This window comes from Paenibacillus sp. FSL R7-0179, from assembly GCF_038002265.1.
Classification (GTDB): domain Bacteria; phylum Bacillota; class Bacilli; order Paenibacillales; family Paenibacillaceae; genus Paenibacillus_AQ.
The window spans coordinates 575,182-592,506 of the sequence record NZ_JBBOCC010000001.1; the positions used below are offsets into that span (position 1 = coordinate 575,182).

Consider the following 17,325-nt stretch of genomic DNA (forward strand, 5'->3'; position numbering starts at 1 on the left):
GTGCGCCTGCTTTCGAGCACAATGTATGCTGTTTTCCACATACATTCGGTCCATGTGCCTGCTTTCGAGCACAATGTATGCTGTTTTTCACATACATTTGGTCTGTGTGCCGCTGTACCAGCCAATTGCTATTTGGTTTTAAGCATGAGGAAAATCATAGTTTGCTAAAAAACAAAAAACAGCCGCCTCCAGCATCTGAAAGTACGGCTGTTCTAATGGTGTCCTCCGACCCAGAATTACACTCCCGCCGGTTGGATCCTAACTTCCTGTGCATTCTTCGCCATCATGCCGCGGGCAATCCAGACGCCAGCCGCTCCGGCCTGGGCCAGTCCGCGGGTAATGCCTGCCCCGTCGCCGCCGCAGTAGAGGCCGGAGATTTCGGTCTCGAACTCTTCCGTCAGCTTCGGACGGGCGGAATAGAATTTGGCTTCTACGCCATAGAACAGCGTATGCTCAGAGGCGATACCTGGTGTTACCTTTTCCAAGGCTTCCACCATTTCAATCAGGCTCTTCATCGTGATGTACGGCAGCACCAGACCCAGGTCACCGGGTACCGCTTCCTTCAGCGTAGGCTCCAGGAACCCTTCCTTGATCCGGGTCTCCGTAGACCGGCGGCCCCGCAGGATATCACCATATTTCTGCACGATGACCCCGCCGCCGGACAGATCGTTCGCCCGCTTGCAGATCTCCCGGGCATATTCGTTCGGCTTGTCGAACGGCTCGGTGAAAGTATGGGAGACCAGCAGCGCAAAGTTGGTATTCTTCGAGCCCAGCGCAGGGTCCTTATAGGAGTGCCCGTTCGCGGCCATCGCTCCGCTGTGATTCTCCACCACCACATGCCCCGAGGGATTGCTGCAGAAGGTACGGACGCGTGTACCCACTGAGGTATTGAAAATGAATTTGCCCTCGTACAAATGCTCATTGATTTCCCGCATTACCACATCCGAGGTTTCTACGCGTACACCGACATCGACCTGGTTATTATACATTTTGAGCCTGCGCTTCTTCAGCACCTCGGTCAGCCAGGCCGAGCCGTCCCGTCCCGGAGCAATCATCACCAGGCCAGCCTCATGACTTTCCCCGTTCTTCAGCGTAATGCCTGTGATGCGGTGTGTTCCGTTCTCTTTGACGGTAACGATATCTTCCACTTCTGTCTTGTATAACATATCAATGCGTGTCCGCAGATATTCATAGATCGATTTCAGAATCTCCAGGTTCTGCTCGGTTCCGAGGTGGCGGACCTGTGCCCGCAGCAGCTTCAGCCCGGCGGCATATCCCCGCTGCTCGATACCGCGAATGCTCTCCGTGGTCGGATCGGTAATGACCGGGGTTGCCCCGTGCTCCAGGTTGATTCCATCCACATATTCAATCAGCTCCATCACCTTGGAAGGAGGCAGATAATCGGTCATCCAGCCGCCGAATTCGGTGGTAATGTTGAATTTGCCGTCGCTGTACGCGCCAGCACCGCCGAAGCCCGCAGTAATGGAGCAGGCCGGCAGACACCCGGCGAATTCCTTGCGGCCGGAGGCGGGCGGACAGAGCTTGATTTTCTCCTCCAGGATCGGGCAGTTGCGGCGGTAAATATCATGTCCCTTGTCCACCAGCAGCACCTTCAGCTCAGGGGCCTTCAGCGTTAATTCATAACAGGCGAATATTCCAGCCGGACCGGCTCCAACAACAATTACATCATATTTACTCATATCTTCTCTGTTCCTCCCAAGGTGAAACGGCTTCGGCCTGCTTTTGACAGGGGCCGCGAAGCGTCTCTGCGGTATATTCGTCCACTTATCCAAGCAGCACACAACAGCACACAAAAAAATCCCGGCCTCTTCATAGGTATGCAAAATGCATCCTATTCGTAGCCAGGAATTTACGGTCCCCTGTAGAAACCCCCAAACCTTATCATTGAGGATATACGAACAGCTTTACCCGTTATTACGGGCCAATTGGAATTTTACCGAATAAACCCGAATGTGTCAATGATGAATAGCATGAATAGTTCGTGTTTATAGCATTGTGCGGAATTTATCGTCCGAATAACCTAACAAACACCTTACAAACACGAACGTTATTCCAGACCTATTCCCAGACATAAGACCTAGAAGGAGAAACGTGAACATTGTCGAATATATAAGTACATTGCCACTGGAAAAGAGGAACATCTTATGCAGATCCCACCGCCAACTCCTCGCCAAATGTACTGGAACCGCGCCCTCCTCAACACCTTTTGGTTGGTGCTGTTTGTATATCTCGCCAGCCAGTTCTATGTAACCTTAGCGATGTGGAGCCACCGGCCCGAATTCTCCGGCAAGCAGCATCTCATCATGCATATCCTGATACCGGATTCTATTCTGTTCGTCCTGCTGCTCATTCTGGAGAATATTCTTAAACATAAACCGGTGTTATCCGAATTATCAATTCTGCTTACCAGCCATTTGTATGGTATCCTGATCATCCTGAATCTGAGCTCGGACTACCCTGTGAAGCCGCTGATTATGCTGTTTCCGCTGCTGGTATCGATGATCTATCTGAGAGAGAACTACCTGAAGACCTCTTCATTGATCTGTCTGTTCTACATTATCATCCTGTTCCTGAACACCTCTATTTACGATTTCACTCTGCGCATCCAGAACATCATCATCACCCTGATCTTCGCGGCCGTCTCCCTGACCGGCTTCGCCGTGATTGCGCGGGGCAAGGAGCTGATGCGCTCGCTGGAGAATTCGGTGAAGTCCGAGCAGGAGCTGCGGATACAGAATATTATTATGGACCGGCTGTCCAAGATTGACCCGCTGACCGACCTGTACAACCATAAGACCTTTCATGAATATCTGGGCTGGCTGATCGACCATCAACAGAGCAATCCCTTTCCGATGCAGCTGGCTGTTATTGATATCGACAATTTCAAAAAAGTGAATGACCAGTATGGACACTGGGTCGGAGATATCGTTCTCCGGCAGGTCGCCGCTGTCATGCTCCAGCATATCGACTCGGATGATTTCGCAGCCCGGTACGGCGGGGAGGAATTCGTGATTATTCTGACATCCAAGACATTAGAGGATTCGAGCCGCATTATGGAGAATATCCTCGCAGGAATTGAGAGCCTTCCAATCAGCGAAATGGACAATGCATCGGTTACCGTGAGCATCGGAATGCATGAATATAACGGCGGGGACACCAAGAGCTCTATCTTTCAGCAGGCAGACGACGCCCTGTACGAGGCCAAGAAGACCGGCAAGAACAGAATTGTTATCCTGTAAGGCTAGCCATCTCCCCCTCCTGTGCGCAAAAAAACGGGTCCACCGTACATAGCAACCTATGCCGTGGACCCGCTTATCGTCTGAACCGGTTCTGCCCTCTATTCCAGCTCCTCCGCTCCATACCTTCGCTGCGGAACGAGTAACTCCATCACCTGGCGCTGCGGCACCGGCCGGCTGATCAGATATCCCTGCACCTTATCGCAGCGTGCCTCCTGGAGGAAAGCCCATTGGCTGGCATCCTCAACTCCCTCGGCTACTACATCGAGACCCATCTTATGGCCCAGAATAATAATCGTCTGCACAAAAGATTCGCTGAAGGCCTTATCGGCCAGGGAATCGATGAAGATTTTATCCATCTTAAGGGTAGAGATCGGCAGCTGCTGCAGATAGCTAAGGGAGGAATACCCCGTTCCGAAATCATCCAGGGCAATCCGTATCCCCCGGGACTGCAGGAACTCCAGCTTGCTGACCGTACTCCCGAACGACTCCATGAAGATGGACTCTGTAATCTCCAGCTCCAGACTGGATGGCGCAAGGCCGCTCTCCTCCAGACTGTCCAGCACAACCTCTACGAAATCATCCTGCAGAAGCTGAATAATGGAGATATTTACCGATATTTTGTAAGGAATGCCGGTCCGCTGATGGATGCTGTTCATGAACTTGCAGGCCTCCCGCAGCACCCATTCGCCGATATAGATAATCAGCCGGGAATCCTCGGCGATCTTGATGAAGGTGAGCGGGGAGACGAAGCCAAGGACCGGACTGTTCCAGCGGATCAGAGCCTCGAAGCCTGAGATCAGCCCGGTCTCCATCTGTACCTGCGGCTGATAGTGCAGCTCGAATTCGTTATTATTCATCGCACTGCGCAGATGCTTCTCAATATTCATCCGGTCATTGAAGGCGGTATGCATCGATTTATCATATACGACGTAGGTGCTTTTCCCCTCTTCCTTGGCCCGGTACATCGCTACATCGGCGTTCTTCAGAATCTCTTCCGTTGTCTCGCCGTCTTCCGGGTAGAAGGAGATCCCGATACTGGAGGACACATACAGATTGCTCTCACCGATAAGAAAAGACTTGCGGAACGCACGCATGATATCCTCAGCCAGATTAAGCACATCCACCCGGCTCTCAATATCCTTGAGGAAAATCACAAATTCATCTCCGCCCAGCCGCGACAGCATGTCCTCCTTACGCACTACAGACTGGAGACGCTCACTGGCCTTGCGGATCAGAATATCGCCGGACTTGTGTCCAAGCGTGTCATTGATGTATTTGAAATTATCCATATCTACAAAAAGCAGCGCCGCACTTCCGCCCGTCCGGCGGAAATAACTCTCCATCGTCTCCAGCAGACTGAGCCGGTTCGGAAGATTGCTGAGCGAATCCATATACGCCAGGCGGTGCATATTCTTCTGATTCTCCAGCAGCATATCATATTGCCCCACAATCTCCTGCTGGGTCGCTGTAAGCTGCTCATAGGTCGCCTCCAGCTCCTGATAACTGTTATTCAGCTTGAATTCAGCCTGCTTGCGCTTACTGATATCGATCAGGGAGCCGAGGAACAGGACAATCTGATCCTTCGGATCAACGATCGCCTTCCCCCGCACCTCGAACCAGATGTACTCACCCTGCCCCGTTCTCATCCGGTATTCGGTTTCATAGATCGGTGTCAGTCCGGTAAGATGCTCCTGTCTGGCCTTACGCGCGGATTCCTGATCGTCCGGGTGAATAATGCTGAGCACGCCTCCCTCGAAGGAGTTGATCTCCGTCTCGGTATATCCCATCACCTCATACCACCGGTCCGAGAGCTTGTAGAAGCCGCTGTCCCAGTCCAGCTCCCACATGTAAGCGCCCGAGCCTTCCGAGGCCAGGCGGAACCGCCGTTCGCTGACCCCCAGCTTATTGAACTGATCCTGCAGCTCTACCTCTGTGGCCGCCAGCTCCTCATAAGTGGACTCCAGCTCCTCGTAGCTAAGCTGGAGCTTCAGTTCATTCTGCTTGCGTTCATCGATATCAATGCCGACCAGCACGAAGATATCCTCCGCCTGCTCGTCCATTCCCTTAATCAGGGCGGTGCGGACAGAGAAGTAATGTGCACCCGGAGAATGGTCGGGAAGTCTCAGCTCAACATTGGTCACATAATCCCGGGCTGCCGCTCTGGCAAGGAGATCCCTAAGCACAGCGGCTCCGGCTTCCAGAGGCAGCTCAACTATGCTAACGCCAAGCACCTCCTTCTCCTTAAGCCCGGTCATCAGCTCGGCATATTTATTGAAGCGCACGCTCCGTTTATCCCCGTGAACAGCCCACACAATCACCCCGGTATTCTCGATCACATCCTTGAAGAATTCCTGTTCAGAGTGAATCGTACGGCGCAGCCGCCGGATATACATCCGGAGCAGGACGGCACCGAATACCAGCAGAATGGTCCCGATGGAGAACACGGTAAAAATCCGGTTACGCATTTTTTCATTATAATAGTCGGAATGCACGAAGAAATACTGCTGGTACAGCTCTTCGAAGGCACCGGAGCTTACCAGCCGCTCCAACCTTGCATTGACGTAGGACACAAGCTCCGGCTTGGACTTGCTGATGCCGTAGGCCACATCCTGCGGATACAAATTGCTCATTTTGCGGATAATATTACCGGTTAAGCCCTGTTCTACAATCAGATAATCGACCACCCCCTGATTCTCGAACAGCAGGTCGATCTCGCCCTGACGCAGAGCCTCCAGCGCATCCGGTACGGTTGCATATTCTATGTATTCTGATGACGGGATACCCGCCTTAGTCTGCAGGACTGTCTCTGCATATTGTCCTTTACCAACACCGATCTTGTATTTATGGAGTGTGCCCAGCGTCACCTCCCCCTGGAGTCCTTGACGCGCATAGACGGAAATATAGCTTTTCAGCACGGGTTTCGAGAAAAGAATGTCCTGCTTCCTCTCCTCGCTGACAGCCATCAGCCCGGTGGTATCAATCCCGCCCTCAGTCAGCCTCCGGTACGTCTGCTCCCAATTTCCGGTGCTGTAGTGGACGAGATACTCATTCTTCTCAAAGACCATGCTTGTCAGATCAATATCGAAGCCCGTCAGATAACCATTCTGTATGTACTTATAAGGTGGATACTCCAGTTCTGCCTGATACTTAATTTCCTGTCTTTCGGCATAAGCGGCAGCGGGCTGTGCAAGCATGAGCACAATGCTAATCAGAAGCAACAATTTACACCGCTTCATCGCAATTCTCCTTTATCCCAAGTAAGATCGGCTTAACTATGTATACAAGCTTATTCGACAAAATATGGTAGGGTTCCTGCTCCTTTTTTCTCATTTCCGATAAATTGTGCATATCCTGCGGGTTTATATCCCTGACTCTTTAGTGCGTCATCTTAGATTTAATCAAAAACTTTAGATTTGTATTGCTTTTTGCGGTTAAAATGTGGATAATATCAGTAATGGTTGATAATGATTATCATTATTGGATGTATAACATTCATTATTTTCTATATTTGAGCTAAAAGGAGACTGAACACCCATGAACGCAGCCACTACCCGGACCGCCCTGCAGGTTGACGATTACCTGGACCTGCTCAATCTTGCTGTGAAAGTTGGAGATATGAAATGGCAGAAAGAAATCAAGTCCCGGTTGCAGTATATCCTGTGCCTGCAGACCCGATAGATCATTTCATACAGAAATAGATGAATATCGCTTGCTTCTTACACAAGAGGCGGTTCCAAAAGCCATGAAATGGCTGCCGGGACCGCCTTTTGATTTGGAGCTTTTGATTTGGAATAAAGATCAATGTGGGCACTCGGGTGTACGCAAACTCCCGCAATTCGGCGGCACCTGCATCTGCAGAGCTCAGAATGTTTAATGATATAGTATAATGATCAGCATACTATAACGAACAATAGCCTATAGATCGGAGTGTGTCAGCTTGAGAAAAAACCTCACCCTCGCCTTGGTCTTAATATTATCGCTGCTGTGGATTCCGGGGGTCTATGCTGCGAATGTTCCCGCACAGCAGGGATTGATAACGGATGAAGCCCGGCTGCTGACTGCCCAAGAAGCAGAGAGCCTTGCCCGGATTGCCGCTACAGACCGGTACACCTTCCATGTCTTAACCGTTGATTCGCTGCCCGGGAGCGACATGTCCAGTTATGCTGCGGATGTATATGATACCTGGGGGCTGAAGTCCCGGGACATCCTGCTCCTGATCGCTTACGAAGACCGGCTGACCGAGATCAGCTTCATTAACCCCGGACTGCAGGATGCGCTCGATGCCTGGTCCAGACAACAGGGCGGAGCTGCGGGTAGCGCAGCAATTAACAAGGTGCTGGAGAAATACTTCAATCCTTATGCCGGAAACGGAGATATCTCTGGAGGCATACGTTCTGTGATCCAGCAGATGCAAGCCATAGGCAGCAGCGTACAGAGCGGCAGTACCGGCAGCGGTGCATCAGACGGCGCTGCCGCAGGGACCGCAGGAGCTGCCTCAGGAGCTAACGGCAGCGGCAGCGGCTTCCCTCTCCTGCCGGTCGCTGGCGGCCTTGCCTTGGCCGCACTGCTGATATTACTCCTGTATGTGCTAATTACCGGATTGCGCCGCCGCAAGGGACTATCCGCACAGCGTGAGCAGCTCGCCGACCTGCTGGTACGGGCGAACCACGCCCTGGAATCCCTTCAGCCTTTCCAGGGGATTGTGCAGGGCAAGACCGGTGAGATGGTCGAAGGGATCTCGAAGCGTCTGACCTCCCGGCTGGTTGAAATCTCTGCATTGCAGACCGCCGGGCAAGCACCATTGCCGCCGTTCTACCGCCTGTCCGCACTTAAGACGGCAACAGAGCAGCTTCAGCAGACAGAGGGGGAATTCCGTGCCTCCCTGGAGGAAGAGGAGAAGAAGGTCGCGGTCATCAGCGCTGCCGACCGGAACGTCAAGCAGCAGATCACCGAGCTGAAGCAGGCTGCCCCTGAGCTTGAGGAACAGCGGCAGCAAGCAGTCCGGGAGACCGGCTATACGCTGGAGGAGATTGCCCAAGATCTTCAGGAACTGGCCGAAGAGACGGCCAAGGCAGATCAGCTCGAGCTGTTCGACCCAATCGCTGCCCAGGAGATTACTGCACAGGCAAAGAAGCGGCAACAGCAGATTGAGCAGGATGTGCAGGATGCGAGGGCCTTTGACGATAAGCTGAAGGCCTTCCCCGGTGTCCTGTCGGCTGCCCGCAGCCGGATTGCCGGGCTGATCGACCAGAACTCCCTGCACAATATGAAGGTTAAGCCTTACGACAGCCTGGAGCAGGCTTCCGCTGCCGCGGGTTCCATGGAAGCGCCGCTGCACAGCGGCGATATGGATGAAGTGCGCCGGATTGGTGCTGATATGGATGCCCTTCTGACTGAAGCCGTGGCTATGACGGAACGCCAGGCTATGATCCGGCAGAATAACCTCAGGGATCTGGAGACTGTACGCAGCACATGGGCAACGCTTAGCCAGCGGAGGAACGAATTACAGAGCCGGCTTGCCGGGGCGAAGAATCGGTTCGCCCGGCAGCATCTGGACGCTCTGGAGAAGCTGCTGGAGGAGGCAGGCGGCGCACTGCGGCAAGGCGCGGCGGAAGTGCCGCAGCTCGAGACCTGGACCAGCGATGCACGCGGAGAGTATGACAATGCCCGCAGCGGGCTGGACCGGCTGCTTGCCTTGCAGGATGAGACGGCAAACAGCATGAATAGCATTAGCAGCAGTCTAGACTCTCTGGAGGAGCGCCTGGACAGCTTGAACAGACTGTTCACGGAAGGGCAGAGCCGGGTGGATGCCGCCTACAATCTGCTGCACAGCAGAGGAATTGCCTCGCAGAACCGCTTCCAGCTGTCCCTGCTGCCGGAGTATACCGAGCTGGAGCAGCGTCTGGCCTCAGGTCCCTACGATCTGGATCAACTGGAGGAGACGGGACGCTCCTATGCTGCCCAGATCGCTTCCTTCGTAGAAGAAGCGAACCGGCTGGTCCGCCAGAAGGAAGAGGCCGAACGCGCAGCCCGAATGGCCATGCTGCGGGAACAGCAGCGCCGGGAGCAGGCCCGCAGACGCAATTCCGGCCCGCCGGGCGGCGGGTTTGGCGGGGGCGGGGGACGATCCTCCGGCGGCTCTTCTTGGGGCGGCGGGGGCGGCGGGCGTTCCTCCGGCGGCTCTTCTTTTGGCGGCGGCAAATCCGGCCGAAGCTCCGGCGGCTCCAAGTGGTAAGCGGCCGATTGCCGCTACCGCACATCACCGCAACAGGTGGGGGATATCACCACTTGTTCTGCGGCATTAAGCGAAGGGGCTGTCCCAAAAGTAAATATTCTATAGGTGGAAACAAAACCTGCAACTTTTTCAAAGCTTACCAAGTAAAAAAAGGAGCGATTCTCCGTTATTGGAGGACCGCTCCTTTGCGTTTCTGGTCGTTCGCTGCTTGCTTCAGCAGGTTGTGGGCGAGCGAAAGCCAACCGACCTCCAGCGTCACTTTTTCCAAGCCGCGAAGCAGAAAGCGCCGGAAGCCCCGGTTATTCTTTAATTGTCCAAATACACTTTCCGGCTCCGTCATTCGACGTACAGCCAATAGATAGCCTTCCTCGCTTCGGAGGATTTCTTTCGCCTGTTTCTGGTATCTAAGCCGCTCCAAACTGACTGCGATTTCCCGGTTTCCGCTTCCCTTCGTGCAGTTTTCTTTTAGCGGACAACCTCCGCAGCTTTGACTTTGGTAGTGACGCTTCTTAATTTCGTATCCACTCTCTGTGGTTTCCTTGCTTTCTCGTTGGAAATACAGCGGGTGTCCAGCTAAACACGTCCAACGATCCTCGGATCCGTCGTAGGTCCAGTTCTCGATTTTTCCGACGTCGGCTTTCCAGGCTTTGCTCTTTTCTTTGTGGTAGGTGCTGTATTTCACGACGGCCTGTATCTCGCTCTTTTCCAGATAGGCGTAGTTTTCTTCACTTCCATAGCCGGCATCTGCAATGACCGTCTTTGGAAGTTTCCCGAGGAACTGCTTTGTTTTTTCCAGATGTGGTTCTAAACAGCGGGTGTCACCCGGTCTTTGATGGAGACTGTAGGCCACAATAAACTGGTTTTCGGTCCCGATCTGTAGATTATAACCTGGCTTCAGTTGGCCATTTCGCATGTGATCTTCTTTCATCCGCATAAACGTTGCCTCTGGATCGGTCTTGCTGAAACTGTTACGGTCCCCAAGCAGCTTTTGATATTGTTCGTACTTCTGCAGTCGAGGGAGCAAATCCTTACGCAACTTCCGAACCGTCTTTTTTAGGGGCTTGTCTTTCGGTTTTTCGGCAAGCTGAGCTTCAAGCTTTTGCATGGCTTGTTCGAGTTTCTCACTGTCCATTTCTGAACCCGTGCGGAGTTCAGCCAGATCTTTGCCCTGGTTCTTTTGTTCTTCCTGCTCTTCCGCTGCGTCAATGTCAGCGAATAGGGCCTGTACCTTATCTTGCAGTTTCGCTTTGTGTTTGCTGACCGCTTTGCTCCAGACAAAGGTGTAGCGATTGGCATTCGCCTCAATCTTAGTGCCGTCCACAAAATAATGCTCCAGAGACACGTATTTTTCGTTAGCCAGAAACTGAAGCACGGCGGTAAATACCGTTTCGAGGACATTTCTCATCCGCTGGGAACGGAAGCGATTCAGCGTGCGGAAGTCGGGTCGCTGCCGTCCGGCCAGCCACATGAAGGGAATGTTCTCCCGGACCGCTTTGGCGATTTGGCGAGACGAATAGATTCGCTGAGTGTACGCGTAGATGATGACTTTGGTAAGCATTTTAGGATGGTAGCTGTCACGGCCGCCGCCAGGATAGGCCGCGTCAAAAATGGCGTTGTCCAGCCGGTTGACGGCGGCATTCACGACGCGAACGAGGTGATTTTTCGGGATATCTTCTTCCAGATCCATTGGCAAGCAAAGTTGGTCCATGGTATATTGAATGTACAAAGAAACCTCTCCTTTGAAATGGTTGTGTGGTAACTCCATTTTAACAAAAGAGAGGTTTCTTTTTGTGATTTTAGAAAGATTTGAAGAAACTTTTCCCGCTTAAACAGCAGAGAGGACGGAACGATTGTGGAAAAGCGGCAGCGGTCGCCTTGGTCTCCGGATTTTCACCGCTAAGGGGAATGAAAAAAATCTGGAGACCACAGCGATTGGAACAACGGTCCGTTCGCGCAGCGTTCACCCAAGTGCTCACGTTGATCCTACTACAAAATAAAGAGCTGTCCCAAGCAGCCACTTCATGGCTTTTGGGACAGCCCCTTTTTTCTTTAAACTTCATTTGCCTTCGCACCCTCGCCAGCACAATGTATTCTGCAAACGCACAACAGCGATCCCCTTATCACCGGAGAATCGCTGTTGTGCTGTCGATTATATTGCCGTTCAGTGAGACTCGTCCTCCAGAAACGGCTTGTTCACATAGTAATACATTACGCCCATCAGCACACCCCCGCCGATGAGATTGCCTAATGTGACCGGGACGAGATTATGCACTACGCCTCCCCAGGAGATCGTACCGGGGTGATCCAGGACGAGGGCAATCGCAAAGGTACACATGTTGGCAATACTATGCTCGTACCCCGAGATGAAGAAGCAGAACACGAACAGCACCATGGCGAACATTTTGGCTCCGTCGTTCTTCATGGACATCGGCACGAAGAAGGCCAGACAGACAAGCCAGTTACAGAGAATTGCCCGGAAGAACAGCTGCATCGCCGGAGCTTCCATCTTATGGGCCACCACATTCAGCAGGAACCCGTTGACAGACGAATCATAGAACAGTCCGGTCAGAAAAATCAGCAGGGCAAACGCCGTAGCTCCAAGAATGTTGCCCAGATAGCTGACGACCCACATCCGCACAACCTCGGTCCAAGCCAGCTTGCGCCTCAGTGCCGCATAGGTGTAATAAAAAGTATCCCCGGTGAACAAATCGCCCCCGCCGTAGGAAATCAGGATAATGGCTGCGCCAAACGTGATCGCAGCCATCGGATAGGTCATCGGCGATTGTTCCATATAGAAGAAGTTGCCGGTCTTAAAGGCTACGATCACGCCGAATCCGATAAACATGCTGGCGAGCATGGCCCTGGCAATGTAACGCCATACGCTTTGCCGGAAGATCTTCTGTTTCTTAAGTGCAAGCTTCTCTACCTGCAGCAGTGCCTCGTTCTCCATTTGACCTCCGTATTCACTTTAGATTTTCAGTGGTGCCGGAAGACTGATGTACAGCCTCCAGGCTATTATACCCAATAAACCACTGGAAATTGCTTGAATCACAGAGCATGAATAATTTATGGATTCCGTTCACTGCCCGCACCCTTTTCACAGGCTGTTATCCTCCCGATCATTCAGGCTGGCAATCGCCTCCGCCTTCTCACTGCTGGCTACGACGATAAGCACTACGATCAAGCATCCCAGAATCATCCCGCTTATCCCCTCTTTCTCCACAGGTCGCCTTAGTGACAACGTATGTGGAGGAGCGGGATAATATGAGTAGGATTCGCGGAGAATCAGTCAGTCAAACCGCCAATATAATAATTAAGCACCTTATCATTAGCATCATAGAACAGGATAATGTAGTCTTCCGGTTGTCCGTTCCGCGCCGCATCATCAGATAACTGAATTCGCTCATAAGGATAGATACTGTTAGTATTCCAGTAATCATTTAAATACTTCACTGCGGATTCTGCAGTGAATTCTTGCTTAGCTGCTGCCAACGCTGATTTAGAGGTCACTGTGAAATAGACCGCCTCGGGATGCGTTTTCTGATAATCTTTTACAGATACATAGTCTATACGGGTACCGTTATTATAATCCCGGACCAGCTTAACTCCATCCCCAATCTGTGCCGCCGTTCCGTCCCACACGGGCCGCTTCGACGAGAAATCTACCAGCTTGGTGGTATAACGTATTGCTTGCCCCGCCTTATTATAATAGACCACAGTAACGTAGTTCGGTCCGCTCTTATCTGTCACCGGAAGAACTACTGAATGAATGTCAGCAAAATCAAATTCCCCATAAGGGCTTGGTTGTGCTAAATCTTCTGCACGAACAGGATTGGCTGTAATGTAATACGAGAAGCTGCCTACGCTTTCCTTCATCTCTTCCGGGAACCCCATCAAATTCATTCTTATTGTTTTGCCGTTGAATTGATTATATCCATCAACAATTACAGATTGAACCAGATCCATATTCTGTAGCGGTCCCGATTTCTTTGCGTCCATAAGAGCTGATACAGCATAATTAAGCTTAGTCTTTCGTTCTCCCCAATTGAAAGAATCATCAAAAGGCAAGTAGGCTCTATAAGCCCTGTTAACTGCATCTTCATCCGTTAAAGTAACATTCGAAGGAAGCTCGTCGATTCTTTTCATGGCAGCTTCTAATTTCAGGTCTGTGTCAAGCATCACCTTGCCGGTGTAATAACCCAACGCCTTCATCTCAGAATCGAGGAAAACAATGGTGTATGCGTCTTCGTTATAGGTTTTGAAATTAAATAACGTTTCATAGGAAAACGGGATATAGCCCGGTGATGAAGCACCTACTGCTGCATTAGAGGATACTGTGGCATCAACCGCACTGACCCAGCCATCTCTGTACACTTTACGCGAAGCATGAATGATATCATTCAATTCCAAATTCAGTTTACTGTCCCTATAGTACTTCGGGGTAATTGTATATCCCACTGCTCTTCCGCCAAATTGCAGAGCAGCCTCTTCCACATCAATAGTGTCGCGATAATATACTTGGGAAGACACGGTGTTGAATTTCTCCTGGGTAATAGTCACACCACTGTGCAGTAACATCATACTGTTAGAGGCCTCAGTAACTGAGGGCTGCAAATTCACCTTTTGAGTATAGAATCCGGTCACTTCATTAGATGAATTCCGTACCACAACCGAGACATATTTATCGCCTGCTGTTCCAACCCTGCTCGCCGGAATCGAAACACCGGTATATGTGAGCGCCTTCAATGAGTACCCCGTACTAATTGAAGCGTACTGGAGATTGGTAAGCTCCCAGTAGAGATCTCTAGAGCCAATCGGCTTCGCGGTTACATAATAAGTTATCTGGTCATTTAGATGGATAGTGCTGCCAATCACCCTGCTATAATCAACTTCCAGATAAACCGCATTCGTAACTGAATCGTCAGGGCGGGAGGTGATGCTGATATCCAGAGCCGGAAGCTCTTTGACCGGTAATTCATTAACAGGTTCCGGGCTCGGTGTCGGTGTTGGAACCGGCGCTGGTGTTGCCGCCGGAGCCGGGGTTGGCGTCACCTGAGGACCACCACCACCGCCGCCACTACCACCACCACTTCCTCCCGCAGCTACAGCAGGAGTTGCAGTTGGTGTAGCTGTAGCTACTGGAGTAGCCGATGGTGTTACGGCTGGAGCAGGCGTCGCCACTCCCTGTGCAGATTGACCCGTTCGAGAGACTGCCGCATCAATCAGCGCTAAGGATTCTGCACGGGTCAGGGCTTTGACGGGCCCAAAGGTTCCATCCGGATACCCTTTAAGCACCTTAGCTGTGACTGCTGCTGCAATACTCCCCTTGCTCCAGGATGCCATCTGGCCCGCATCACTGAAACCCTTCAAGACCTCTGTATCACCGGCGCTGAGCTTCAGCAGCTTAGTGACTATAACTGCCGCTTCCTGTCGGTTAACCGGAGCATTCGGGCGCATCTCATTGTTGAAGCCCTGGATATATCCAGCCGCTACGGCCTTCACAACCTCGCTATACGCCCAACTGGTAGACGGCACATCGGTGAATTTCACCTTACTCTGTTCCGTAAAATGATAAGAACGGTTGATGAGCGTCATGAACTCCGCTCTGGTTATGGTCTGGTTCGGTTTAACCGATCCATCCCCGAAGCCTTTAAGCCAGCCGTTATCCAGCCAGCTCTGAATCGTTTGCTGGGCCCAATGTCCCTCATAATCCTTTATCACTGTAGACTCGGCTGCCGCTGTCCCCATAGAACCGAATAGCATCCCCGCTCCAACCATACCTGCCAATATTCCTGTTAACTTCCTGACCATCAATATTCTCCCCCTGAATGTACGACTGAACCCACCTCATAATATCTCACCGGAATATATTAGTAAATTAGAAATTTAACAACAAAAACAGCCCGCCGAATCCATCTCAGCAGGCTTGGTGCATTATTCAGGCTATTGTATGGGTGCAGATTTAAACCCTTAATTCAAAAAGCTGCTCAGCCCGTTCTCCGCCTGCTTCAAAGCCTGCGGCTGTGAGCCTTCGTTAAGCCCGAGCCGGTTGTTCAGCTGGGTGTTGATGGTGGTCATTTTGGACGTATAGTCCTGACAGCTCTCGATGATCCGCCGGTTGGACTGCTCCGAGGTATCCAGGGCGCTGAGCAGGTCGCCAATGGCCTGATTGACTGCTTCCAGGGACATGGACGGCTTGGAGAGCAGCTCCGTGGTCTTCTCGGTCGTCGTGCGCAGCAGCCGCGCATTCTCCTTGAACTGGTCCTCGATGGTCTTATTCGTGGCTTCCACCGCATTGATAACATTCTCCTGATCTGCCAGGGACATGGCAATCATCGCCGAGACGGTGATCAGGTTAGAGGTCTTATCAATCGCGTTGTTTACGGAATCAATCAGCTTGTCATTATTGTCATTGATGATATCCGTTGCCGCAATCGCCTGATTGTAGAGCAGAATCATCTCGGTCATGGACTGAATCCGCACCATAACCTTGCGCAGCCCGCGCTCCAGATACGCTTTGCGGAATTCATTCTCAGGCTTGGCGATCTCAACCTCGAACAGCTCCTTCAGCTTGTTGCCGAAGGCGATCTTGGTCTGGAGGTTATAGATCTCCTCCATGGAGGTGCGCTTCAGCTGGCGCATGTTGACGATGCTCTCCTCCAGCGTATCCCGGCCGTCACGCAGACCGGTGATAATGGCATCAATGTTGGTGCGGACCGACTGATATTTGTAGACATAATTCTTAAGCGGGCTTTTGCGCAGCATTTTGCCGAAGAAGCTGACATTCTTGCTCTGCTGAAGGGTCTCGCACTCACCCCGCAGCTTCATAATCATATTGGGCACTTCCACCCGCTTGCCGCTCATCAGGTCATTGACGGGGCGGTCCAGCAGCTTCAGCGTCTGGCCTGCCTTCTCCTGTGTCTTCACCCCAAGCTTCCCGATGTCATCCATCAGGGAATCCAGCGCCACCGTGTCTGTCTTGGCTACCTGTTCAATTAACTGGGAAGCCTCCTGAACTACCTTCTGCTCATCTTCTTTTCTAAGCTCAATTAACTGCGTAGACATGGTTCTCCTCCTCCTATAATTCGGAACTGCTATATCGCTGATGTATCAGTTCCGCCTTGGTCTGAAGTTCCATCAGGTCTTTGTGCTCGATCGTGGACGCAATATCGGAAATTTTGGCATCGACATCACGCAGACCGTTCAGCAGCATTCTCCGGTTTTTTGTCTTGGCTTCGCCGCCCAGGCGCAGGAACGGGTTGATTACTCCATTAAGGTCCTTCAGCACCAGCCTGCGGACGGTATGGTTGATCTCGCCGTTGCCCAGCTCCTGCAGCAGCGGAATAACGCGCTGCAGTCTGGCGAACAGCGCCAGCGACTTCTCGACTATCTCATTGTCCAGCGTATCCTTCTGCCCTTCGGAGATAATCATATCCTCCAGGATTCCGAGATACTCCACCACCGGGGCGAACTCTGCCCCGATCTGTATTTCCTCCCTGTGCCCGGCTCCCGGATGGGCCGGGGAGGCCTGTCCCGCCGCAGCTGCAGGAGCAGCAGCGGCAGCAGACGAAGCCTGCGGCGCTGAGGAAGATACCGCAGGAATGGCCTTCGGCTCCTGTCCGGCAGGGATCACCTCCACCGGAAGATTCACTCTGGTGCGCCTGAGCTCCGGCACTGCAAGTGCTGCCCCGATCACCGGAAGCAGCAGCGAGACCAGCTCAGGCAGGAAGCCGCTGGTCAGCACGGCTACAACATAACCGGCACCGGCATACGCCAGTACTTTGAATTTAGCTTGCATTCCTTCTCACCTCTTATGAGCGTGAATGCTAC

10 protein-coding genes, 1 pseudogene and 1 riboswitch are annotated in these 17,325 nt (G+C 52.2%); of the genes and pseudogenes, 3 read left to right on the forward strand and 8 right to left on the reverse strand.

Translation table 11 applies throughout. The annotated features are described in order from the left end of the window. Positions 1–236: 236 nt before the first annotated feature. Positions 237–1,700, reverse strand: coding sequence for an NAD(P)/FAD-dependent oxidoreductase (locus MKX63_RS02415; protein ID WP_341015026.1), 1,464 nt, complete (start codon positions 1,698–1,700; stop codon positions 237–239). Between the two features lie 139 nt (positions 1,701–1,839). Next, positions 1,840–1,939: riboswitch (purine riboswitch) on the reverse strand. Positions 1,940–2,195: 256 nt separating this feature from the next. Here MKX63_RS02415 and MKX63_RS02420 point away from each other — a divergent pair. Further along, positions 2,196–3,260, forward strand: a complete 1,065-nt coding sequence (locus MKX63_RS02420; RefSeq protein WP_341015027.1) for a GGDEF domain-containing protein — start codon at positions 2,196–2,198, stop codon at positions 3,258–3,260. 98 nt (positions 3,261–3,358) lie between these two features. Here MKX63_RS02420 and MKX63_RS02425 read toward each other — a convergent pair whose 3' ends face one another. Then, positions 3,359–6,496, reverse strand: a complete 3,138-nt coding sequence (locus tag MKX63_RS02425) for an EAL domain-containing protein (RefSeq protein WP_341015028.1) — start codon at positions 6,494–6,496, stop codon at positions 3,359–3,361. Positions 6,497–6,794: 298 nt separating this feature from the next. Between MKX63_RS02425 and MKX63_RS02430 the strand changes: the two genes are divergently transcribed. Together MKX63_RS02430 and MKX63_RS02435 are read left to right on the forward strand one after the other, a co-directional pair. Next, positions 6,795–6,938 (forward strand): hypothetical protein, encoded by a 144-nt coding sequence (locus MKX63_RS02430; protein ID WP_171720322.1) that lies wholly within the window; start codon positions 6,795–6,797, stop codon positions 6,936–6,938. A gap of 259 nt (positions 6,939–7,197) precedes the next feature. Then, positions 7,198–9,495, forward strand: a complete 2,298-nt coding sequence (locus tag MKX63_RS02435) for a TPM domain-containing protein (protein ID WP_341015030.1) — start codon at positions 7,198–7,200, stop codon at positions 9,493–9,495. Positions 9,496–9,661: 166 nt separating this feature from the next. Here the strand turns inward: MKX63_RS02435 and MKX63_RS02440 are convergent, their stop codons facing one another. The 6 genes and pseudogenes from MKX63_RS02440 to MKX63_RS02460 all read right to left on the reverse strand — a co-directional run bounded on the left by MKX63_RS02440 (position 9,662) and on the right by MKX63_RS02460 (position 17,293). Continuing rightward, positions 9,662–11,221 (reverse strand): IS1182 family transposase, encoded by a 1,560-nt coding sequence (locus MKX63_RS02440; RefSeq protein ID WP_341015032.1) that lies wholly within the window; start codon positions 11,219–11,221, stop codon positions 9,662–9,664. Positions 11,222–11,656: 435 nt separating this feature from the next. Further along, on the reverse strand, positions 11,657–12,445 hold the full coding sequence (locus MKX63_RS02445) for a formate/nitrite transporter family protein (protein WP_036723535.1): 789 nt from the start codon (positions 12,443–12,445) through the stop codon (positions 11,657–11,659). 335 nt (positions 12,446–12,780) lie between these two features. Then, a complete protein-coding gene (locus MKX63_RS02450; RefSeq protein WP_341015033.1) occupies positions 12,781–15,090 on the reverse strand; it encodes an S-layer homology domain-containing protein in 2,310 nt (769 codons plus the stop codon). Positions 15,091–15,102: 12 nt separating this feature from the next. Continuing rightward, positions 15,103–15,306 (reverse strand): annotated as a pseudogene (locus MKX63_RS32525) (S-layer homology domain-containing protein); the annotation flags it as partial. Between the two features lie 159 nt (positions 15,307–15,465). Continuing rightward, positions 15,466–16,560 carry a toxic anion resistance protein gene (locus MKX63_RS02455; RefSeq protein ID WP_076085967.1) on the reverse strand — a complete coding sequence of 365 codons (1,095 nt, stop codon included), beginning with the start codon at positions 16,558–16,560 and terminating at the stop codon, positions 15,466–15,468. 13 nt (positions 16,561–16,573) lie between these two features. Next, the gene (locus tag MKX63_RS02460; protein WP_341015036.1) at positions 16,574–17,293 is read right to left on the reverse strand and encodes a hypothetical protein; all 720 of its coding nucleotides are present in this window, start codon (positions 17,291–17,293) and stop codon (positions 16,574–16,576) included. Positions 17,294–17,325 lie beyond the last annotated feature (32 nt).

Bases quoted from the DNA above. Each gene is read 5' to 3' on its own strand.
- MKX63_RS02425 (WP_341015028.1), bottom strand. From the start codon at position 6,496: ATGAAGCGGTGTAAATTGTTGCTTCTGATTAGCATTGTGCTCATGCTT.
- MKX63_RS02430 (WP_171720322.1), top strand. From the start codon at position 6,795: ATGAACGCAGCCACTACCCGGACCGCCCTGCAGGTTGACGATTACCTG.
- MKX63_RS02455 (WP_076085967.1), bottom strand. From the start codon at position 16,560: ATGTCTACGCAGTTAATTGAGCTTAGAAAAGAAGATGAGCAGAAGGTA.
- MKX63_RS02460 (WP_341015036.1), bottom strand. From the start codon at position 17,293: ATGCAAGCTAAATTCAAAGTACTGGCGTATGCCGGTGCCGGTTATGTT.
- MKX63_RS02450 (WP_341015033.1), bottom strand. From the start codon at position 15,090: ATGACGCTCATCAACCGTTCTTATCATTTTACGGAACAGAGTAAGGTG.
- MKX63_RS02445 (WP_036723535.1), bottom strand. From the start codon at position 12,445: ATGGAGAACGAGGCACTGCTGCAGGTAGAGAAGCTTGCACTTAAGAAA.
- MKX63_RS02415 (WP_341015026.1), bottom strand. From the start codon at position 1,700: ATGAGTAAATATGATGTAATTGTTGTTGGAGCCGGTCCGGCTGGAATA.
- MKX63_RS02420 (WP_341015027.1), top strand. From the start codon at position 2,196: ATGTACTGGAACCGCGCCCTCCTCAACACCTTTTGGTTGGTGCTGTTT.